The sequence below is a fragment of the Kitasatospora paranensis genome, assembly GCF_039544005.1.
GTDB lineage: Bacteria > Actinomycetota > Actinomycetes > Streptomycetales > Streptomycetaceae > Kitasatospora > Kitasatospora paranensis.
The window spans coordinates 5,497,191-5,518,612 of record NZ_BAABKV010000001.1; the positions used below are offsets into that span (position 1 = coordinate 5,497,191).

The 21,422-nt window shown below is 74.9% G+C and carries 13 protein-coding genes and 3 pseudogenes; 14 read left to right on the forward strand and 2 right to left on the reverse strand.

Going from position 1 to position 21,422, the window contains the following annotated elements:
- Positions 1-4: 4 nt before the first annotated feature.
- A complete protein-coding gene (locus tag ABEB13_RS26370) occupies positions 5-826 on the reverse strand; it encodes an ABC transporter permease (RefSeq protein WP_345707466.1) in 822 nt (273 codons plus the stop codon).
- Positions 823-1,770, reverse strand: a complete 948-nt coding sequence (locus tag ABEB13_RS26375) for an ABC transporter ATP-binding protein (RefSeq protein ID WP_345707467.1) — start codon at positions 1,768-1,770, stop codon at positions 823-825. Before ABEB13_RS26375 ends, ABEB13_RS26370 begins: the two co-directional genes overlap by 4 nt.
- A gap of 202 nt (positions 1,771-1,972) precedes the next feature.
- Between ABEB13_RS26375 and mnmA the strand changes: the two genes are divergently transcribed.
- From mnmA to ABEB13_RS26450, 14 genes and pseudogenes are all read left to right on the forward strand, one after another.
- The gene (gene mnmA, locus ABEB13_RS26380; protein ID WP_345707468.1) at positions 1,973-3,112 is read left to right on the forward strand and encodes a tRNA 2-thiouridine(34) synthase MnmA; all 1,140 of its coding nucleotides are present in this window, start codon (positions 1,973-1,975) and stop codon (positions 3,110-3,112) included.
- A 46-nt stretch (positions 3,113-3,158) separates the two neighbouring features.
- On the forward strand, positions 3,159-3,689 hold the full coding sequence (locus ABEB13_RS26385; protein ID WP_100888451.1) for an LOG family protein: 531 nt from the start codon (positions 3,159-3,161) through the stop codon (positions 3,687-3,689).
- Between the two features lie 11 nt (positions 3,690-3,700).
- A complete protein-coding gene (locus tag ABEB13_RS26390; protein ID WP_345707469.1) occupies positions 3,701-4,390 on the forward strand; it encodes an SDR family oxidoreductase in 690 nt (229 codons plus the stop codon).
- 72 nt (positions 4,391-4,462) lie between these two features.
- On the forward strand, positions 4,463-5,473 hold the full coding sequence (locus ABEB13_RS26395; RefSeq protein ID WP_345707470.1) for a methionine synthase: 1,011 nt from the start codon (positions 4,463-4,465) through the stop codon (positions 5,471-5,473).
- Positions 5,474-5,493: 20 nt separating this feature from the next.
- Entirely contained in the window at positions 5,494-7,821 is a 2,328-nt protein-coding gene (ligA, locus tag ABEB13_RS26400) for an NAD-dependent DNA ligase LigA (RefSeq protein WP_345707471.1), read from the forward strand.
- A gap of 361 nt (positions 7,822-8,182) precedes the next feature.
- Positions 8,183-9,820: pseudogene (locus ABEB13_RS26405) on the forward strand (putative bifunctional diguanylate cyclase/phosphodiesterase); the annotation flags it as partial.
- A gap of 104 nt (positions 9,821-9,924) precedes the next feature.
- Positions 9,925-10,800: a hypothetical protein gene (locus ABEB13_RS26410; protein ID WP_345707472.1), complete on the forward strand. Its 876-nt coding sequence runs from the start codon at positions 9,925-9,927 to the stop codon at positions 10,798-10,800.
- Positions 10,801-10,937: 137 nt separating this feature from the next.
- A complete protein-coding gene (gene gatC, locus ABEB13_RS26415) occupies positions 10,938-11,234 on the forward strand; it encodes an Asp-tRNA(Asn)/Glu-tRNA(Gln) amidotransferase subunit GatC (RefSeq protein WP_014138188.1) in 297 nt (98 codons plus the stop codon).
- A gap of 3 nt (positions 11,235-11,237) precedes the next feature.
- On the forward strand, positions 11,238-12,731 hold the full coding sequence (gatA, locus tag ABEB13_RS26420) for an Asp-tRNA(Asn)/Glu-tRNA(Gln) amidotransferase subunit GatA (RefSeq protein WP_345707473.1): 1,494 nt from the start codon (positions 11,238-11,240) through the stop codon (positions 12,729-12,731).
- Entirely contained in the window at positions 12,728-12,967 is a 240-nt protein-coding gene (locus ABEB13_RS26425; RefSeq protein ID WP_345707474.1) for a hypothetical protein, read from the forward strand. Before gatA ends, ABEB13_RS26425 begins: the two co-directional genes overlap by 4 nt.
- Before the next feature lie 39 nt (positions 12,968-13,006).
- A complete protein-coding gene (gatB, locus tag ABEB13_RS26430; protein ID WP_345707475.1) occupies positions 13,007-14,509 on the forward strand; it encodes an Asp-tRNA(Asn)/Glu-tRNA(Gln) amidotransferase subunit GatB in 1,503 nt (500 codons plus the stop codon).
- 232 nt (positions 14,510-14,741) lie between these two features.
- A complete protein-coding gene (locus ABEB13_RS26435) occupies positions 14,742-14,924 on the forward strand; it encodes a hypothetical protein (RefSeq protein WP_345707476.1) in 183 nt (60 codons plus the stop codon).
- 119 nt (positions 14,925-15,043) lie between these two features.
- A pseudogene (locus ABEB13_RS40760) lies at positions 15,044-18,087 on the forward strand (helix-turn-helix transcriptional regulator).
- Positions 18,088-18,434: 347 nt separating this feature from the next.
- Positions 18,435-21,403 (forward strand): annotated as a pseudogene (locus ABEB13_RS26450) (putative bifunctional diguanylate cyclase/phosphodiesterase); the annotation flags it as partial.
- Between the last annotated feature and the right edge of the window lie 19 nt (positions 21,404-21,422).

Sequence of the window (21,422 nt, forward strand, 5' to 3'; positions counted from 1 at the left end):
GCCGTCACGCGTCGCGCCGCTTGAGGACGACGGCCGCGCCGATCAGCGACGCCAGCACGTACAGGCACAGCACGCCGAAGCCCGTCCAGGGGGCGAGGTCGGTCGGGCCCTGGTGGATCGTGGCGAGGGCCCCGCCGGCGTTGGTCGGCAGGTACGGGGCGATGTTGTCCCGCCAGGAGCTGGGCAGCGCCTCCGTGAGCAGCGGGAGGAGCATCAGCACGCCGACCACGGCCGCGATGCCGCCGGCGGTGTTGCGGATCATCGTGCCGATGCCCACCGAGAGCAGGCCGACGGCGGTCAGGTACAGGCCCATGCCGAGCACCACGCGGGTGACGCCGGGTGCCGAGAGCGTGGTGTCCAGGTGCTTGGAGGCCAGGATCGACTGGCCGACGAAGAAGGCGATCAGGCACGCGACGGTGCTGACGACCCAGGCGACGGCGCCGAAGACGGCGGTCTTGGCCCACAGCACCGGCAGGCGCCTGGGCACCGCCGAGAGCGAGGCGCGGATCATGCCGGTCGAGTACTCGCCGGTGACGATCAGCACGCCGAGCACGCCGATGGCCAGTTGGGCGAAGTGGTGGCCGAGGAGGCTGTGCTCGGCGGGTGAGAACGCGGCCCGCTCCTCGGGGCGGACGTGGTCCCAGTGGCTCACGGTGCCCCAGCACACCAGGGCGGCGAAGCCGACCGTGAGCGCCATGGTGATCGCCAGCGTCCAGTACGTGGAGCGCAGCGAGCGGAACTTGATCCACTCGGAGTGGACGACCCGGGGCAGGGTGACGCCGGTGGCGGTGCGGGCTGCCTCGGCGGGCAGGGCGGCGGTGCTCATGCGACGGTCTCCTTGACCAGCTCGGAGGTGTTCACGACGGCCTGGTACTCCACGGCGTCCCGGGTCAGCTCCATGAACGCCTCCTCCAGCGAGGCCTGCTGCGGGGTGAGCTCGAACAGCACCACGCCGTGCTCGGCGGCGAGCCGGCCGATCCGCTCGCCGTCCGTGCCGGTGACGGTCAGGCGCAGCGGGTCGTCACCGTCGGTCGCCGTCTCGACGCCGTGCAGGGCGCCGAGCAGACCGGACAGCTTCGCCGCGTCGGGGGAGCGGACGAGGACGGCGCCGCTGGAGGCCTGCGCGGTGAACTCGGCGACCGAGGTGTCGGCGATCAGCCGGCCGCGGCCGATCACGATCAGGTGCTCGGCGGTCAGCGCCATCTCGCTCATCAGGTGCGAGGAGACCAGCACCGTGCGGCCCTCGGAGGCGAGCGACTTGAGGAGGTTGCGGATCCAGAGGATGCCCTCCGGGTCGAGGCCGTTGACCGGCTCGTCCAGGATCAGCGTGGCCGGGTCGCCGAGCAGCGCGGAGGCGATGCCCAGGCGCTGGCCCATGCCGAGCGAGAACCCGCCGGCCCGCTTGCGGGCCACCTCGCGCAGGCCGACCAGGTCGACGACCTCGTCCACCCGGCGGCGCGCGATCCCGTGCGTGGCGGCGAGCGCGGCCAGGTGGTTGTAGGCGCTGCGGCCGGTGTGGATGGCGCGGGCCTCCAGCATGGCGCCGACCTCGCGCAGCGGGGCGCGGTGCTCGGCGTAGCGGCGGCCGTTGACGGTGGCGTGGCCGGCGGACGGGGCGTCCAGGCCCAGCAGCATCCGCATGGTGGTGGACTTCCCGGCGCCGTTGGGGCCGAGGAATCCGGTGACGGCGCCGGGGCGCACGGTGAAACTCAGGTCCTCGACGGCGGTTCGCGGGCCGTACCGCTTGGTCAGGCCGACGGCTTCGATCATGATGGGCATCCTCGCGGGGGGCGGTCGGACGGTCGTCTTCCACGGTAGGAAGCGATCCGCCCGGATCCGGGCACCGACGGGACGATCTTTCGGCGGCCCGGGTGCACCGCCGGATGCACCGCGACTACATCTCACGACGGATGCCGCAGGGCCGGACGGGCGACCCGGACGGCGGGGCGGACCCCGTACGCTGGACGTCATCATGACTGACTTCCCGGGTGCCCCGACCACTCCCACCGACGGCCGCCGCCTGCGCGTGCTGGCCGCGATGTCCGGCGGCGTGGACTCCGCCGTCGCCGCCGCCCGGGCCGCCGAGGCCGGCCACGAGGTCACCGGCGTCCACCTGGCGCTGTCGTCCAATCCGCAGTCGTTCCGGACGGGCGCCCGCGGCTGCTGCACCATCGAGGACTCCCGGGACGCCCGCCGGGCCGCCGACGTCATCGGCATCCCGTTCTACGTCTGGGACCTCGCCGAGCGGTTCCGCGAGGACGTCATCGACGACTTCGTCGCCGAGTACGCCGCCGGGCGCACCCCCAACCCGTGCCTGCGCTGCAACGAGAAGATCAAGTTCGCGGCGCTGCTCGACAAGGCGGTCGCGCTCGGCTTCGACGCCGTCTGCACCGGCCACTACGCCCGGATCGTCGACCTCCCGGACGGCGGCCGCGAACTGCACCGCGCCGTGGACGCCGCCAAGGACCAGTCCTACGTGCTCGGGGTCCTCGACGCCGACCAGCTCGCCCACTCGCTCTTCCCGCTCGGCGACACCACCAAGGACGAGATCCGGCGCGAGGCCGAGCGCCGCGGCCTGGCCGTCGCCAAGAAGCCCGACAGCCACGACATCTGCTTCATCGCCGACGGCGACACCCAGGGCTTCCTCGCCCGGTACCTCGGCACCGCCACCGGCGACATCGTCGACGCCGACGGCACCAAGCTCGGCGAGCACGACGGCGCCTACGGCTTCACCATCGGCCAGCGCAAGGGCCTGCGGATCGGCCGCCCGGCCGCCGACGGCAAGCCCCGCTACGTCCTCGACATCTCGCCGGTCAGCAACACCGTCACCGTCGGCCCCGCCGAGGGCCTGGACGTGCTGGCGCTCACCGCGATCCGGCCGCGCTGGTGCGGCGCCCCGGCGGTGGGCGCGGGCCGCTACACCGCCCAGCTGCGGGCCCACGGCGAGGAGGTCCCGGTCAGCGCCGAACTCGACGGCGACGAGCTGCGCGTGCAGCTGGACACCCCCGCCCGGGGCATCGCCCCCGGCCAGGCCGTGGTGCTCTACGACGGCACCCGGGTGGTCGGCTCGGCCACCATCGCCACCACCGAGCGGCGCACCGTCACCGCCTGAAACCCCGGTGAACGCCACCGGCGGCCCGTGGTAGACCTGGGAACCTATGAACATCACCGTCTTCTGCTCCGCGTACTCCCTGGACGAGCGCTACACCCTGCCCGCCGCCGACTTCGCCCGGCTGCTCGGCGAGCGCGGCGACACCCTGGTCTGGGGCGGCTCGCACGCCGGCCTGATGGGCCTGCTCGCCGACGGCGTCAAGGAGGCCGGCGGCCGACTGGTCGGCATCTCCGTCGACCTGCTCGCCCACAAGGCCTACGAGGGCGCCGACGAACTCGTCTCCGCCCCCGACCTCGCCACCCGCAAGGCCCTGCTGCTGGAGCGCGCCGACGCCGTCGTCGTGCTGGTCGGCGGCCTCGGCACGCTCGACGAGGTCACCGAGGTGCTGGAGCTCAAGAAGCACGCCCTGCACGACAAGCCGGTCGTCCTGCTGGACACCGACGGCTTCTACGCGGGGATGCGCACCCAGCTGGAGCGGATGGAGACCGAGGGCTTCCTGCCCCGCCCGCTGGCCGACCTGGTCGTCTTCGCCACCACCCCGGCCGAGGCCTTCGCGGCGCTCGACCAGGCCCGCTGAGAGGACGCCCGATGGGCACCCACCTGATCACCGGCGCCGGCTCCGGCATCGGCGCGGTCGTCGCGACCCGCCTGCTCGCCCGCGGCGAGGACGTCCTGCTGCTGGCCCGCGACGCCCGGCGCGCCACCCAGCTGCGCGCCGCCTTCCCCGGCGCGGGCACCCTGGTCGGCGACCTCGCCGACCCGGCCAAGCTCTCCTGGGCGCTCGGCCACCAGAGCCCGCCCGTCGAACTCGACTCGCTGCTGCACATCGCCGGCGTCGTCGAGCTCGGCACCGTCGGCGACCTGCCGGTCAAGGCCTGGCAGGAGCAGCTGAACGTCAACGCCGTCGCCCCCGCCGAGCTCACCCGGCTGATGCTGCCCTCGCTGCGCATGGCCCGCGGCCACGTCGTCTTCGTGAACTCCGGCGCCGGACTGCGCGCCGACGCCCACTGGGGCGCGTACGCGGCCAGCAAGTTCGCCGTCCGGGCGCTCGCCGACGCGCTGCGCGCCGAGGAGCACGGGCACGGCGTCCGGGTCACCACCGTCTACCCGGGCCGCACCGCCACCCCCATGCAGGAGAAGGTGCACCGGCAGGAGGGCAAGGAGTACGACCCGGCCCGCTGGATCGCCCCCGAGTCGGTGGCCACCGCGATCCTCACCGCGCTCGACCTCCCGCGCGACGCCGAGCTCACCGAGATCACCGTCCGCCCGGGGCAGTGACCGGCGCACCGGACGCCGGCCGGCCGGGCGGCCCGTGACGGGCGCCCCGGCCGGGCCACTAGGCTCGGGTGCGTGAGCACTGAGCACCACTTCCCCGAGTTGTTCGGCGCCGCCACCGGCGTCGGGTCGATGCCCGGCACCGACGCCCGGGAGGCCGCGAAGACGGCCACCGGCGCGCTGGAGCAGCTGCCCCACCTGCCGGAGCTGCCCGCCCGCGGGCCGGGCGCCGACATGATCGGGCGCAGCGCCGGCCTGCTGGTCGAGCTGTTCGCGCAGACCGAGCCGAGCGGCTGGCGGTTCACCGACCGGCCCGGCCGGGACACCCGCCGGGCCGCCTCCTGGATCGGCGAGGACCTCGACGCCCTGGAGGAGTTCACCCAGGGCCACCGGGGCGCCCTCAAGCTGCAGGCGGTGGGCCCGTGGACGCTGGCCGCCGCCATCGAGCTCAAGCACGGCGAGAAGGCCCTCGCCGACCCGGGCGCCTGCCGCGACCTCGCCGACTCGCTCACCGAGGGGCTGCGCCGCCACCTCGCGGACGTCCGCCGCCGGGTGCCGGGCGCCGAGGTCGTGCTCCAGCTCGACGAGCCGTCGCTGCCGGCCGTGCTGGTCGGCTCGGTGAGGACCGCCAGCGGGTTCCAGCGGCTGCGCGCCGTCGACCGGCAGGTCGCCGAGGAGACCCTGCGGTCGATCGTCCGCGCCCTCGACGCCCCCGTGGTGGTGCACAGTTGCGCGCCGGGCGTGCCGCTGCCGCTGCTGCGCCGGGCCGGGGTGGCCGGGATCTCGCTGGACTTCGGACTTCTGACGGAGCGTGACGACGACGACCTCGGCGAGGCGGTGGAGGGCGGCACCGTCATCCTCGCCGGTGTGGTGCCGTCCAGCGGGACGGGATTGTCCGACCCGGCCGGTAGTGTCCAGGGTGTCAGGAAGTTGTGGCACAGGCTGGGGCTGGACCCGGAGCTGCTGGGCCGCCGGGTGCTGGTGACACCCACCTGCGGGCTCGCGGGGGCGTCCCCGGCGTACGCGCGCAGTGCGCTGTCACAGAGCGTGAAGGCGGCCCGGAGCCTGGCGGACAACCCGGAGTGAGACGGTAGGAGGAGCGCGCGGTGGCGGCTGTCGAGGGCTGGGAGGACGTCCCGGCGGAGGTCCGGGGGCGGCACGCCGAGCTGGCGGCCGAGGTCGAGGAGCACCGCGCCCGGTACTACGAGCAGGACGCCCCGGTCGTCAGCGACGCCGAGTTCGACACGCTGATGCGCGAGCTGGAGGCGATCGAGGCGGCGCACCCGGTGCTCGTCACCGCCGACTCCCCGACGCAGAAGGTCGGCGGCGCGGCCACCGACCTGTTCGCCAAGGTCGAGCACCGGGAGCGGCTGCTCAGCCTCGACAACGCGATGGACGACGAGGAGCTCGCCGCCTGGGCCGAGCGCGTCGCCCGCGAGCTCGACGGCCTGGACTACCACTACCTGTGCGAGCTGAAGGTGGACGGGCTGGCCGTCAACCTCACCTACGAGCACGGCCAGCTGGTGCTCGCGGCCACCCGCGGCACCGGCCGGGTCGGCGAGGACATCACCGCCAACGTCCGCACCATCAAGGAGATCCCGCACCGGCTCCAGGGCGACGACATCCCCGAGCTGGTCGAGATCCGCGGCGAGGTCTACCTCCCCACCGAGGCGTTCGTCGAACTCAACGCCTCGCTCGCGGCCGAGAACGAGCGCCGCCGCCAGGAGAACGAGGAACGGGCGAAGGAGGGCCGGCGTCCGCACGCCCTGCTCCGGCTGTTCGCCAACCCGCGCAACGCCGCAGCCGGTTCGCTGCGGCAGAAGGACACCCACGTCACCGCCTCCCGTCCGCTGCACATGGTGGTGCACGGCATCGGCGCCCGGGTCGGCTTCGACATCGACTGCCAGTCGCACGCCTACGAGCTGCTGCGCGGCTGGGGCCTGCCGACCGCGCGGCACAACCGGGTCGTCGGCACGCTGGAGGAGGTCCGCGCCTTCATCCGGCAGTTCGGCGAGCAGCGGCACTCCGTCGAGCACGAGATCGACGGCGTGGTGGTCAAGGTCGACGAGATCGCCCTCCAGGGCCGGCTCGGCTCCACCTCCAAGTCGCCGCGCTGGGCGATCGCCTGGAAGTACCCGCCGGAGGAGGTCACCGCCAAGCTGGCCGCCATCGAGGTCGGCATCGGCCGCACCGGCCGGGCCACCCCGTTCGCGGTGCTCGCCGAGCCGGTGAAGGTGGCCGGCTCGATGGTGCAGTACGCGACGCTGCACAACCAGCAGGTGGTCAAGGCCAAGGGCGTCCTGCTCGGCGACACCGTGGTGCTGCGCAAGGCCGGCGACGTCATCCCGGAGATCCTCGGCCCGGTCGAGGACTTGCGCGACGGCACCGAGCAGGAGTTCGTGATGCCCTCGCACTGCCACGAGTGCGGCACCGAGCTGCGCCCGATGTCCGAGGGCGACATCGACCTGCGCTGCCCCAACGCCCGGCGCTGCCCGGCCCAGGTCCGGGAGCGGATCGCCTACCTGGGCGGTCGCGAGTCACTGGACATCGACGGCCTCGGCTACGTCGCCGCGACCGCGCTCACCCAGCCGCTGGAGCCCGCCGACCCGCCGGTCGGCAACGAGGGGGACATCTTCGGCCTCTCCGAGGAGCGGCTGCTGCCGATCAAGGTGCTGGTCCGCGACCAGAAGTCCGGCATGCCCAAGCTGGACGACCGCACCGGCAAGGAGAAGGTGGTCACCTTCTTCGCCAATCTCAAGGGCGAGCCGAAGAAGTCGCTGAGCACCCTGCTGGACAACCTCGCCGGGGCCAAGGACCGGCCGCTGTGGCGGTACGTCAACGGCCTGTCGATCCGGCACGTCGGGCCGGTCGCGGCGCAGGCCCTGGCCCGGGAGTTCCGGGACCTGGACCGCATCTTCGCCGCCACCGAGGAGGAGCTCGCCGCCGCCGAGGGCGTCGGGCCGATCATCGCCCGGGCCATCCGCGAGTGGTACGCCGAGGACTGGCACCGCGAGATCCTGGAGAAGTGGCGCGCCGCCGGTGTGCAGTTCACCGAGGCGGGCGCCGAGGACGAGGGCGAGCGCCCGCTGGAGGGCCTCACCGTCGTCGTCACCGGCACCCTCGCCGGCCACACCCGGGACGGCGCCAAGGAGGCGCTGACCTCGCGCGGGGCCAAGGTCACCGGCTCCGTCTCGAAGAAGACCGACTTCGTGGTGGCCGGCGACAACCCGGGCTCCAAGTACGACAAAGCCGTCCAGCTGGGGCTGCCGGTGCTCGACGACGCGGGCTTCGCGGTGCTGCTCGACGGTGGCCCCGCCGCCGCCCGCGCCCACCTGGGGATCGACCCGCCGGCGGAGGCGCCGGCCGGGCCGCCCGCCGCCGATGGGGCCGAGGGCGGGGCCGAGGGCCCGGTGGACGGACCGGACGGGTCCTGACGCCCCGATCCTGTTATCGTCCTGACACCGCGTCACGGGGTGTACGGGCCGGAATCCGGGCATTGTGTCACTGTCCGGCATCGGTCTGCCGGTGGCGCGCCCGGGGATGTCCGAAAGTCCGCCCCGTCGGCGGGCACCGGCTTACCCTTGGCGCAACAGAGTGTCAGCAAGGGGTGGAGGGCGGCGGCTTCGGCCGCCGTCACGTGGGGCGCCCCGATACCTGACGTCCATCGGTACCCGTTCGGGTGCCTCACCGTAAGGCGGCCCGGCGGGGCGGGCCCGACGGAGGACAGGGCATATGGATCGGACGACCGGCGGCGCGCCCACACGCCCGCCGCAGGGGGTGGCAGGAGCAGTCCTGCTGCTCGGCGTACTGCTGGCCGGCGCCGCACCGCTCATCCCGCTGGCCGTACTGGTCTACCGGTACGAACCGGAACTTCTGCCGCTGTTCACCGTCCCGCTGGCCGTGCTGGTCGCCGCCTGGCGGATCGCCCGCGACCGGGCCAGGGACCAGCTCACCGACCCGTTGACCGACCTGCCCAACCGCCAGGCGTTACTCCTCGCCGCCCAGGACGCGATCGCCCGGCACGACGGCGACGACGGGTACAGCGTCGGCATCATCCTGCTCGACCTCGACCGGTTCAGGTCGCTCAACGACGCGCTCGGCCACACCGCCGGCGACCGGCTCCTGGTGCACATCGCCCGCCGGCTGCACCGCGCCCTGCGCACCGGCCAGGGCCGCGCCGGACGCCCCGGCCGGGACGTCCCCGCCGAGATCGCCGCCGCCCTGCCGGTCGCCGAGCGGCGCGGCTGCCGCCCCGTGGTGGCCCGGATGGGCGGCGACGAGTTCGCCGTCCTGCTGCCCGGCGTCGGCCGCCCCGAGACGCTCGCCCGCATCGCCAGGGCGCTGATCGCCGAACTGGCCGCCCCGATCCGGCTCGACGGGCTGCTGCTCGTCCTGGAGGCCAGCGCCGGCGTCTGCGTCTACCCCGCGCACGCCCAGGACGCCGAGGCACTGCTGCGCCGCGCCGACGTCGCCATGGGCCATGCCCAGCGCGGCCGCACCGGCGTCGAGGTCTACCACCAGGCGCAGGACATCGACACCCCGTACCGGATCGGCCTGCTCGGCGACCTGCGCCGGGCCCTGGAGACCGCCGAGGTGCAGCTGCACTACCAGCCGAAGGTGGCCTTCGACGGCCGGGTGGTCGGCCTGGAGGCGCTGCTGCGCTGGGAGCGGCCCGGGCAGGGCCGGGTGCCCCCGGACGAGTTCATCGGCCTCGCCGAGTCCAGCGGGCTGATGCCCCGGCTCACCGACTACGTGCTGGAGTGCGCCGTCGGCCAGCTCGCCGTCTGGCGCGAGCAGGGCCTGCAGGTCCCGGTCGCGGTCAACGTCTCGCCCCGCGACGTGCTCAGCCCGGGCTTCGCCACCCGGGTCGCCGGGCACCTCACCCGGCACCGGGTGCCCGCCCACGCGCTCCAGCTGGAGATCACCGAGCGGCTGCTGCTCGACGACTCCCGGCGGGCCGCCGACACCCTCGCCGAGCTGCGCCGCTACGGCGTCGGGATGTCCCTGGACGACTTCGGCACCGGCCACTCCTCGATGGCCCGGCTGCGCAGCCTGCCGGTCGGCGAGCTGAAGATCGACCGCTCGTTCGTCTCCCGCATGGTGGCCGACGACCACGACGCCGCCGTCGTGCGCTGCTCCGTCGAGCTGGCGCACTCGCTGGGCCTGACCGTCGTCGCCGAGGGCGTCGAGGACGACGAGACCTGGGAGCGGCTGCACGGGATGGGTGTCGACGCCGTCCAGGGCTGGCTGGTCTCCGCGGCGCTGCCCGCCGACCAGGCCACCGCCTGGCTGATGGTCCGGCAGACCGGCCCCTGGGTGGAGCGGGTCGCCCCCGGCCAGCCGCAGCCGCTCGTCCCGCCGTTGCCGCAGGCCAGGCCGCTTCCCACGGTCGCCGCACAGGCCGAACTGCCCGCGCCGACCACCCAGCAGTGAGCCCCGCGGCCGCAAAGGGCGGCCCCGCCTCCTTGCGGATGCAGCGCGTCCGGTTGAGTGTGAGCCTCTGAGCACACCCATTCGGACCCGGCGGAGGAGGCCACGTGAGCGATCGGCGGACGGCGACGGTGCTGGCCGGACTCCTGGTGCTGACAGGCGCTGCCTGCAGCGGAGGGCCCGGCACGGCGGACGGCGGCGCGCCTGCGGCCGGCGCCACCGGCAGCCGCTCCGCGGGCCCGGCCCCGGGCGGGTCCGGCACCACCGCCGCGGCCGCCACCCCCAACGGCGTCGAGACGCTGGACGCCCGCACCATCGTCGACCGCTCGGTGGCCGCCCTCCGGCAGGCCCGCTCGGTACGGATCACCGGCCAGGGCAGCAGCGACGGCCAGGCGGTCACCTTCGACCTGAGCACCGACATCGACGGCAACTGCGCCGGCACCATGGGCCTCAGCGGCCAGGGCACGTTCCGGCTGGTCAAGCAGGGCACCCGGCTCTGGGTGAAGCCCGATCCGGTGTTCTGGCGCAGCCACGGCGGCCCGGGCGCCGAGCAGCTGATCGGCGACAAGTACCTGAAGACCACCACGGACAACACCGACTTCGCCGAGATGGGCACCGTCTGCGACATCGACACCCTGGCGGGCTCGCTCGCCGACGCCTCCGGGGACCTCGCCCGCGGCCCGGCGGCCACCGTGGACGGCGCGCCGGCCGTCACCGTGGCCGGCAGCGGCCCGAAGGGCGACAGCGTCCTGTCGGTGGCCACCCGCGGCGAGCCCTACCCGCTGCGGCTGGAGCACACCGGCGGCAGCGACACCGGCAAGGTCCAGCTGAAGGAGTTCGGCACGCCCGTGCCGACCGCCACGCCCGCCCCCGACGAGACCGTCGACCTCGACCAATTGGACGGCGGCACGGACGGCGGCACGGACGGCGGGACCGACAGCGGCAGCCCCGCGCCGACCGACCCGGACACCCTCTCCCTGTGAGCCCGGCGCCCGCCGCGGCGGGGCCCGGAGCGGATCGGCGTGGCGGAGGCCTCCGGCTCGCGCCATAGGATGTGTGCCTAGACCAAGAGGACGGGCAAGGCCCCGGTCTCACCGAACCCGAACCTGAGGATCGCTGCATGCCTGGCATCACGCGCGAGGAGGTCGCCCACCTCGCCCGGCTGTCGCGTCTGGAGTTGCAGGCCGAAGAGCTGGACCACTTCGCCGAGCAGCTCGACGTGATCATCGGCGCGGTCGCCCGCGTTTCCGAGGTGGCCGGACAGGACGTCCCGCCGACCTCCCACCCGCTGCCGCTGACCAACGTCATGCGCGCGGACGAGGTGCGGCCGTCGCTGACCCCCGAGCAGGCGCTCTCCGGCGCCCCGGCCAGCGAGGACCAGCGTTTCCGTGTGCCCCAGATCCTCGGGGAGGACTGAGCGATGACCGAGCTGATCACCTACACCGCCGCGGAGACCGCCGCCGCGATCTCCGCGGGCGAGGTCTCCGCCGTCGAGGTCGCCCAGGCGCACCTGGACCGCATCGACGCCGTCGACAAGAAGGTCAACGCCTTCCTGCACGTCGACACCGAGGGCGCGCTCAAGGCCGCCCGTGCCGTCGACGACAAGCGCGCCCGCGGCGAGGAGCTGGGCCCGCTGGCCGGCGTCCCGCTCGCGCTCAAGGACGTCTTCACCACCCGGGGCATCCCGACCACCTGCGGGTCGAAGATCCTCGAAGGCTGGCTGCCGCCGTACGACGCCACGCTGACGACGCGTCTGAAGGACGCCGGCGTGGTCATCCTCGGCAAGACCAACATGGACGAGTTCGCGATGGGCTCCTCCACCGAGAACTCCGCCTACGGCCCGACCGGCAACCCGTGGGACCTCACCCGCATCCCCGGCGGCTCCGGCGGCGGCTCCGCCGCGGCCCTCGCCGCGTACGAGGCCCCGCTCGCCATCGGCACCGACACCGGCGGCTCGATCCGCCAGCCCGGCGCCGTCACCGGCACCGTCGGCGTCAAGCCGACCTATGGCACCGTCTCGCGCTACGGCCTGGTCGCGTTCTCGTCCTCGCTGGACCAGGGCGGCCCCTGCGCCCGCACCGTGCTGGACGCGGCGCTGCTGCACGAGGCCATCGCCGGGCACGACCCGCTGGACTCCACCTCCGTCGACGCGCCCGTGCCCGCCGTGGTCGAGGCCGCCCGGATGCGCGACGTCCGCGGCATGCGGGTCGGCGTGGTGAAGGAGTTCGCCGGCGAGGGCTACCAGGCCGGCGTGATGCAGCGCTTCAACGAGTCGGTCGAGCTGCTCCGCGAGCTCGGTGCCGAGGTCGTCGAGGTGTCCTGCCCGTCGTTCACCCTGGCGCTGCCCGCGTACTACCTGATCGCGCCCAGCGAGGCCTCGTCCAACCTGGCCCGCTTCGACGCCATGCGCTACGGCCTGCGGGTCGGCGACACCGGCGGCGCCAGCGCCGAGGAGGTCACCGCCCTCACCCGCGAGGCCGGCTTCGGCCCCGAGGTGAAGCGCCGCATCATCCTCGGCACGTACGCCCTCTCCTCGGGCTACTACGACGCCTACTACGGCTCGGCGCAGAAGGTCCGCACCCTGATCTCGCGGGACTTCGACGCCGCGTTCGCCGGCGTGGACGTGCTGGTCTCCCCGACCACCCCGACCACCGCCTTCCCGATCGGCGAGCGCGCCGACGACCCGATGGCGATGTACCTCGCGGACCTGTGCACCATCCCGTCGAACCTGGCGGGCAACGCGGCCATGTCGCTGCCGTGCGGCCTGGCCCCGGAGGACAATCTCCCGGTCGGCCTGCAGATCATCGCCCCCGCGATGGCGGACGACCGCCTGTACCGCGTGGGCGGCGCCGTCGAGGCCGCACTCAACGAGAAGTGGGGACACCCCCTGCTGAAGGAGGCACCGGCACTGTGAGCACCGTGGCTAAGGCAAAAGGCTTCAAGCACACCAAGCCCGGTCTGTGGCTGTCCGTCGGTACCACGGCGTTCGGCGCGGTCTCGATCGTCAAGGACATCAGGCGCGCCAACGGCGAGCACGACACCCTCCGGCTGATCAACGCCCTGGCCGGCGCCGCCGCCCTGATCACCGGCACCGCCATGCTGCTGCGCGAGCTCAAGCAGCTCGGCGACGACGACGTCCTGCTGGGCTGACGGCCCGCACCTCCGAAGATTTTTAGTGAAGGGGGCGCTGTGAGCGCCATTGACCTGGTCTCGTACGAGGACGCGCTGGCCTCGTACGACCCGGTGATGGGCCTTGAGGTCCACGTCGAGCTGGGCACCAAGACCAAGATGTTCTGCGGCTGCTCGACCGAGCTCGGCGCCGAGCCGAACTCCCAGACCTGCCCGACCTGCCTCGGCCTGCCCGGCTCGCTGCCGGTGGTGAACGCGGTGGGCGTGGAGTCCGCGATCCGGATCGGCCTGGCGCTGAACTGCTCGATCGCCGAGTGGTGCCGGTTCGCCCGGAAGAACTACTTCTACCCGGACATGCCGAAGAACTTCCAGACCTCCCAGTACGACGAGCCGATCGCCTTCGACGGCTACCTCGACGTGCAGCTGGAGGACGGCGAGGTCTTCCGGGTGGAGATCGAGCGCGCCCACATGGAGGAGGACACCGGCAAGTCGACCCACGTCGGCGGTGCCACCGGCCGCATCCACGGCGCCGAGTACTCGCTGCTCGACTACAACCGGGCCGGCATCCCGCTGATCGAGATCGTCACCAAGCCGATCGAGGGCGCCGGCGTGCGGGCCCCGGAGGTCGCCAAGGCCTACGTCGCCGAACTGCGCGAGCTCATCCGGGCCCTGGACGTCTCCGAGGCCCGGATGGACAAGGGCCAGATGCGCTGCGACGTCAACCTGTCGCTGCGCCCCAACGGCACCGAGAAGTTCGGCACCCGCAGCGAGACGAAGAACGTCAACTCGCTGCGCAGCGTGGAGCGGGCCGCCCGGTTCGAGATCCAGCGGCACGCCACCGTCCTCACCGACGGCGGCACCATCGTGCAGGAGACCCGGCACTTCCACGAGGACAACGGCACCACCACCTCGGGCCGGATCAAGGACAACGCCGAGGACTACCGGTACTTCCCGGAGCCCGACCTCGTGCCGATCGCCCCCGCCCGGGAGTGGGTCGAGGAGATCCGGGCCTCGCTGCCCGAGCTCCCGCGGGTCCGCCGGGCCCGGCTGCAGGCCGAGTGGGGCCTGTCCGACCAGGACATGCAGGCGGTGCTCAACGCCGGCGCGGTCGCGCCGATCCTGGAGACCGTCGCCGCCGGCGCCCCCGCCGACCAGGCCCGCAAGTGGTGGCTGGGCGAGCTGGCCCGCCGGGCCAACGAGGCCGGCACCGACCTCGCCGAGCAGCCCATCACCCCGGTCCAGGTGGCCCGGGTCTGCGCGCTCGTCGCGGAGGGCAAGCTGAACGACAAGCTGGCCCGCCAGGTCATCGAGGGCGTGCTCGCGGGCGAGGGCGACCCGGACGAGGTCGTGGCCCAGCGGGGCCTGGCCGTCGTCTCGGACGACTCCGCCCTCGGCGCGGCCGTCGACCAGGCCATCGCCGACAACCCGGACGTCGCCGCGAAGATCCGCGACGGCAAGGTCCAGGCGGTCGGCGCCCTCGTCGGCGCCGTCATGAAGGCCACCCGCGGCCAGGCCGACGCGGCCCGGGTGAAGGACCTGATCCTGGAGCGGCTCGCCGTCTGAGGACGCCTAGGGATGCCCGAGGGCCCGTCCGGTCGTGCCGACCGGGCGGGCCCTCGGGCATTCCCGGCGTTCCCGGCCTTCCGGGCGCCCCGCACCGGGCCGCGCCCGCCGGGTAAGGCTCCGCGGCCCCGTCCCTAGGGCGCCCGTCCCGGGCAGGATCCGGCATGGTGCCGATGCGCCGTCCCCTCCTTGGGGAGGAGGCTCGTTCTCGACGACGAACGAGGGGACCACGATGATCGAGTACGAGCTCATCCAGCAGCGGCAGCGGGAACTGCGCGACCAGGCCGAGCAGGCCCGGATGGCCAAGGAGGCGGCCTCGGCCGGCGGCAGCGTCCGGCGCGCCGGGCTGTTCCGCCGGCTCGCCGCGGGCGACCGGCCGGCCCGCCGCCGCCCGGCCCGCCCGGTCGAATGCTGACAGAACGGCACGACCCGGCCGCCGGGCCGGGCGAGGAAGGGGAGGACGCCTTGGGCGCCTCCCCTTCCGGCCGTCCGGGGCACGGGAAAACCCTTCTGAACCCGGCCGGGCCCTGTGGCATGCTCGCCGCCATGGAACAGCTGTCGGTGAGCCCCGTCTTCGTCGGCCGCGGCACCGAGAGCGAGGCCCTGGCCGCCGCGCTGCGCCGGGCGGACGCTGGCGACCCGCAGGCCGTGCTCATCGGCGGCGAGGCCGGGGTCGGCAAGACCCGGCTGGTCGAGGAGTTCCTGGCGACCGCGGCCGCCGGCGGCGCCGCCACCGCCCTGGGCGGCTGCCTGGAGATCGGCGCCGAGGGGCTGCCCTACGCACCGCTGGCGACCGCCCTGCGCCGGCTGCACCGCCGGCTGGGCGCCGAGCTGGAGCGGGCCGCCCACGGGATGGAGGGCCATCTCGCCCGGCTGCTGCCGGACTTCGGCGAGCTCGACGGCGAGCCCAACGACGAGTACGGCCGGGCCCGGCTGTTCGAGCACACCGAGCGGCTCTTCGAGCGCCTCGGCGCGGACCGCACCCTCGTCCTGGTGGTCGAGGACCTGCACTGGTCGGACCGCTCCACCCGCGAGCTGCTCGCCTACCTGATCCGGACCCTGCACCGGGCCCGGGTACTGATCCTCGCCACCTACCGCACCGACGACCTGCACCGCCGCCACCCGCTGCGGCCCTTCCTGGCCGGCCTGGAGCGGCAGCGCACCGTGCAGCGCCTGGAGCTCGACCGGTTCAGCCGGCCCGAGGTGTCCGACCAGCTGGCCGGCATCCTCGGGGTGCCGGCGCCCGACCTGGCCCTCGTCGAGCGGATCCACGGCCGCTCCGAGGGCAACCCGTTCTTCGTCGAGGAGCTCGCCGCCGCCCACCAGCAGGGCTGTCCCGCCGGGCTCACCGACTCGCTGCGCGACATCCTGCTGGTCCGCGTCGAGGCGCTGCCCGACGACACCCAGCGCGTGCTGCGGATCGCCGCCGAGGGCGGCTCCTGCGTCGAGCACGAGCTGCTGGCCGCCGTCCTGGACGAGGGCGAGGAGCCGCTGATCGAGGCGCTGCGCACGGCCGTCGGCGCGAACATCCTGCGCCCGGACACCGACGGCGAGGGCTACCGCTTCCGGCACGCGCTCGTCCGCGAGGCCGTCTCGGACGACCTGCTGCCCGGCGAGCGGCACCGCATCAACCGCCGCTTCGCGACGGCCCTGGAGGTGGACCCGGCCCTGGTCGGCGCGGAGGTCCGGCCGGCCCGGCTGGCCAACTACTGGTACCACGCGCACGACCCGGGACGGCCCTGCCGGCCGCCCTGGACGCTGCCCGCGCGGCCCGCCGCCGCAACGCCTTCGCCGAGCAGTTGCGGATGCTGGAACGCGCCCTGGAGCTCTGGGACGGGGTCTCCGAGGAGACCATGGCGGACACCCTGCGCCCGTACGACTGGGCCGACACCTACCCGCCGTGCAGCTGCCCGGACGGCCCGCACGACCACGACGCCTGCGTACGGCTGCAGTTGGTCGACGTCCTCGCCGAGGCGGTGGTCGCGGCCCGCCGCAGCGGCGACCGCGAGCGCGGCCTGAGCCTGGCCAAGCGGGCGCTCGGCATGGTCGACGAGCAGCGCAGCCCCAGCCGGGCCGCCTGGTTCCGGGTGCAGCGCGCCCGGATGCTCGGACACCTGCACCGCAGCGGCGGCACCGCCGAACTCGACTACGCGCACGACCTGGTGGGCGGCCTCGGGCCGTCCGCGGTGCAGGCCGAGGTGCTCGCCCTGGAGGCCGCGCACGCGATGCTGCGCCGGCCCGAGCGCCGCCACCTGGAGCTCGCCGAGCGGGCCGCCACGATCGCCCGCGCGGTCGGCGCGGACGGCGTCGAGCAGCACGCCCGGATGACGCTGGCCGGGCTGACCGCCGACTTCGGCGACCCCGAGGCCGCTCTCGCGATGCTCACCGACGCCGTGGAGCGGACCCGCCCGCTCGGCACCCCGGACCTGTACCTGCGCGGCCTGAACAACCTGGCCAGCCTGCTCAACGACATCGGCCGCCCCGCGCAGGCGGCGGAGACCGCCGGGCAGGGCCTGGAGGCGGCCGGCCGCACCGGCCTGCTCGGCAACACCGGCGCGATCCTCACCGGCAACCTGGTGGAGGCCCTGATCGCGATCGGGCGCAGGGCCCGGGCCGGTGAGGTGCTGGACGCCTGGGAGGGCGACCCGGCGCGCGACTCCAACCACGAGTTCCGGTTCCGGCTGCGCGCCGAACTCGCCCTGCTGGACGGCGACCCGGCCGCCGCCGCGGACCACCTCGCACGCTCCCGCGGCGCCCGCCACAGCGACCAGCCGCAGCACGTCCTGCCGGCCGCGCGGATCGCCGTCGCCGTCGCCGTCCGGCAGGGCCGGCCCCTGGACGCCCGCGCCGAGCTGCTGGCCGTGCTCGACGCGGGCCTGCCGACGGGCAGTTGCGGCACCGTGCTGCCGCTGCTGGCCGCGGCCGCCGCGGCCGAGGCGGACGCCCGGGCGCTGCCCGCCGCGGAGCCGGGCCGGGCCGGGGTGCTGCGCCGGATCGCCGAGGCCGCCCCGGCGCCGGGCACCGCGCCGCTGCACCGGGGCTGGGCCGCCCTGCTGGCCGGCGAACTGGCCCGGGCCCGGGGCGAGGAGGCCGTCGCGGCCGGCCACTGGCGGGCCGCCGTGGACGTCCTGCGGCCCGCCGGGCTGCCGCACCCGCTGGACCTGGCGCTGCTGCGGGCCGCCGAGAGCGCGGCCGCCGCCGGGCAGCGCGACGAGGCGGCCGGCCTGCTCCGGGAGGCCGCCGCGGTCGCGGCCGGCCGCGGCGACCGGCACCTGGCGGCGGAGGCCGCCCACCTCGCCGAACGGGCCCACCTCGCCCTGGCCGAGGACGCCCCGCGGCAGCGGCCGGCCCTGCCGGCGCCCGAGCAGGCGCTCGGCCTCACCCCGCGGGAGCTCGACGTGCTGCAGCTGCTGACCCTGGGCCGCACCAACCGGCAGGTGGCGCAGGAGCTGTACATCTCGCCGAAGACGGCCAGCGTGCACGTCTCCAACATCCTGGCCAAGCTCGGGGTGGCCGGCCGAGGGGAAGCGGCCGCGGTGGCCCACCGGCTGCGGCTGTTCGGCCCCGACGGGCGCTGACCGACCCGGCGGACCGGAGCGGCGGACCGGAGCGGGCGGCCGCGGACTGGGCCGAACGGGGGCGCGCGCAGCACGCGGCGGGCGCCCGTCCGCCCCCGGTGCTCCCGTACGGTCCGGTGGCCCCCGTGTCGCGGCGCCGCCGGAGGCTGCACGCACGCCCACGCCATTACTCTAAGTTGAGACTGCGTGTCATTGAGTGACCGAAGTGGTGTAGTGTCACGAGTGGGAACACCGGTGCGGCACGGCACAACGGGCCTACTGCGACAGTGTGGTGACGTCGCGTCAGCTCGCGCCGGCAGCCGTACGACCGAGGTCCGGGCGTGGACGAGCCCGGGCCGGAGGGGGAGATGTCGAGTGAACTCCGCCGATGCGGTGCTGCCCGCCGCACCCCCACCACCGCGCCCTCCGTCGCGGTGCCCCTTCCCGCACAGCCCGGCCCGCCGGGCCGGCCCCGGCGGCTGCTGGCCCGGCTCACCCGCACCGAGAGCGTCCCGGCCGGCCTGCTCGTGCTGCTCTGTACCGGTTACGCCGCCGGTGCGGCGGTCGGCTGGGGATCGCGCGGACTCTCCCTCTTCATGGGTGACTTCGGCCTCGCCGCCGCCGCCCTGGCGGCCGCGCTCTCCTGCCTGGTGCACAGCGTCCGGGTCACCGGCCCGGCCCGCTCCGCCTGGGTGCTGTTCGGCCTCTCCTCGGCCACCGTCGCCTTCGGCAACGGCGCCTGGGGCTGGTACGAGATCGTGCTGCACGCCCCGCTGCCGCCGGACTCCCCAGCCGACTACGCCTTCCTGCTGTTCGCCCCGCTCGCGATCACCGGCCTGCTGGTGCTCGCCCAGCGGCCCCGCACCCCCGCCGGCTGGCTCTGCCTGCTGCTGGACGGCTGGCTGGTCGCCGGCTCGCTGTTCACCCTGAGCTGGAGCCTGGCCCTCGGCCGCACCGCGCAGGGCGACTCCGGCGACCCGCTGCGGGTGGCCCTCGCCCTGGCCTACCCGGTGATGGACATCCTGCTGGTCAGCCTGGTCGTCGGCCTCCGGTTCCGGGGCCGGGACGGCAACCGCGCCGCCGTGCACACCGCGATGGTGGGCCTGGCGGTGACCGTCGTCTGCGACGCCCTGTTCACCTCGCCGGAGCTGCGCAGCAGCTACCACTCGGGCGAGCTGCTGGACGCCGGCTGGTTCGCGGGCAGCCTGCTGCTCGCCTGGGCGCCCTGGTCGCCGGACGCCCGCCGGCACGCCCGCGAGCACCCGTCCGCGGGCGGCCTGCCGCGCCGCCGGGTCGCCTCCACCTTCAGCGCGCTCACCCCGTACGCGGCCGCCGCGGTCTGCACCGCCGGCATCCTCTACAACGCCCTGGGCGGCGGCCACCCCGTCGACCGGGTGGTACTCGCGGCCGCCGCCACGGTCGGGCTGGCCCTGATCGTGCGGCAGGGCGTGATGCTGCTCGACAACCTCTCGCTGGCCCAGGAGCTCGCCCACAAGGAGGCGCACTTCCGCTCCCTGGTGCAGGGCTCCAGCGACGTCATCATGATCGCCGGGGCGAACGGCGTGCTCTCCTACGTCTCCCCGGCCGCCCTCGGCGTGTACGGCCGCGACCCCGAGCAGCTGGTCGGCGGCAACCTGCTCAACCTCGTCCACCCCGAGGACGTCGACCGGGTCCTGCGCGAGGTCAGGCGCTTCGTCGCCCGCGGCCACCTCGCCGGCCGGGCCGAGAGCGCCGAGCCGTCCGCCCGGGTGGAGTGCCGGATCCGCTCCGGCGCCGGCGAGTGGCTGCACGTGGAGTCCACCGTCAACCGCCACCGCGACGGCCTGATCCTCAACAGCCGGGACGTCACCGAGCGGGTCAGGCTCCAGGCCCAGCTCCAGCACAACGCCTTCCACGACCCGCTGACCGACCTGCCCAACCGCTCGCTGTTCGCCCAGCGGGTCGGCGGCGCGCTCGGCGACCGGGCGGCCGGCCCGGCCCGCGGGGCGGGTGATCCCGGCCGTACCGTCGCCGTCCTCTTCGTCGACCTGGACGGCTTCAAGGCCGTCAACGACAGCGTCGGCCACCAGGCCGGCGACGAACTCCTCGTGCAGGCCGCGGGACGGCTGCGCCGGGCCGTCCGCTCCGGCGACACGGTCGCCCGCTTCGGCGGCGACGAGTTCGCGGTGCTGGTGAGCGGGCGCCTGGACGCCGACGCCGTGCAGGAGCTGGCCGAGCGGGTCCGTGCCGCGCTCGGCGCGCCGTACCGGATCGCCGGGGCCGAACTCGGCGTCGCCGCCAGCATCGGCATCGCCATCGCCCGCGGCCCGGCGGCCGCCGGCGCCGACCCCAAGGCCGGCACCGACGAGCTGCTGCGCAACGCCGACCTCGCCATGTACCGCGCCAAGTCCGCCGGCAAGGGCCGGGTGGTGCTCTACTCCCCGGCGATGCGCGCCGACGTCGAACGCCGCAGCGAGCTGGAGGGCCGGCTGCGCACCGCCGTCCGGGAGGGCGGCTTCACCCTGCTCCACCAGCCGGTCGTGGACCTCGCCACCGGCCTGGTGGTCGGCGTCGACGCCCAGGCCCGCTGGCGGTCCGCCCAGGGCCTGCTGCTCACCCCCGCCGAGTTCCTGCGCACCGCGGAGCAGGGGACGCGGCCGCCCGCTTCGCCCGCTGGATGCTCCAGGAGGCGGTGGCCGCCGCCGGGGCCCGCAGACGCGACCGGGCCGGCGCCGTCCCGGTCTGGGTCGGGCTGTCCGCCGAGCGGCTCTGCGCCCCCGGTCTGTACGAGACGGTGGCGGCCGCCCTGCGCGAGAGCGGCCTGCCCGCCGACCAGCTCGTGGTGGAGCTGGCCCGGACGGGCCCGGACCACAGCGCCGACGAGGTCGGCCGGCGGCTGGCGGCGCTGCGCCGGCTCGGGGTGGCCACCGCGGTCGGCGGCTTCGGGGCGGGCGGTGGCTCGCTGCGGGCGCTCGCCCGGCTGCCGTTCGACACCCTGCGCCTGGACCGCAGCCTCGTCCAGGACATCGCCGACTCGGCGCTGACCCGGGCGCTGGCCGGTCATGCGCTCCGTCTCGGCCGGGACCTCGGGCTGGTGACGGCGGCCGAGGGCGTGGACCACCCGCGGCAGGCCGCCGTCCTGCAGGAGCTGGGCTGCCGGCAGGCCCAGGGCCCGGCCTTCGCGCCCCCGCTCGACGAGCCCCGGCTGCGCCGGGCGCTGGCCCGCCGCGCCTACCCGCTGCCGCGGCCGCTCGGGGGCTCGCCGGGCGGCGGCCGCACCTGGGCGCGGACCCCCGTCCGGGTGGCCGGGGCGAGGCCGGTCCGGCCCGGCCCGGGCACCAGCACACCCCTCCGACCTGCCGGAACGGCACGCGGTG

Bases quoted from the DNA above. Each gene is read 5' to 3' on its own strand.
- ABEB13_RS26390 (WP_345707469.1), top strand. From the start codon at position 3,701: ATGGGCACCCACCTGATCACCGGCGCCGGCTCCGGCATCGGCGCGGTC.
- gatA (WP_345707473.1), top strand. From the start codon at position 11,238: ATGACCGAGCTGATCACCTACACCGCCGCGGAGACCGCCGCCGCGATC.
- ABEB13_RS26385 (WP_100888451.1), top strand. From the start codon at position 3,159: ATGAACATCACCGTCTTCTGCTCCGCGTACTCCCTGGACGAGCGCTAC.
- mnmA (WP_345707468.1), top strand. From the start codon at position 1,973: ATGACTGACTTCCCGGGTGCCCCGACCACTCCCACCGACGGCCGCCGC.
- ABEB13_RS26370 (WP_345707466.1), bottom strand. From the start codon at position 826: ATGAGCACCGCCGCCCTGCCCGCCGAGGCAGCCCGCACCGCCACCGGC.
- gatC (WP_014138188.1), top strand. From the start codon at position 10,938: ATGCCTGGCATCACGCGCGAGGAGGTCGCCCACCTCGCCCGGCTGTCG.
- ABEB13_RS26435 (WP_345707476.1), top strand. From the start codon at position 14,742: ATGATCGAGTACGAGCTCATCCAGCAGCGGCAGCGGGAACTGCGCGAC.
- ABEB13_RS26375 (WP_345707467.1), bottom strand. From the start codon at position 1,770: ATGATCGAAGCCGTCGGCCTGACCAAGCGGTACGGCCCGCGAACCGCC.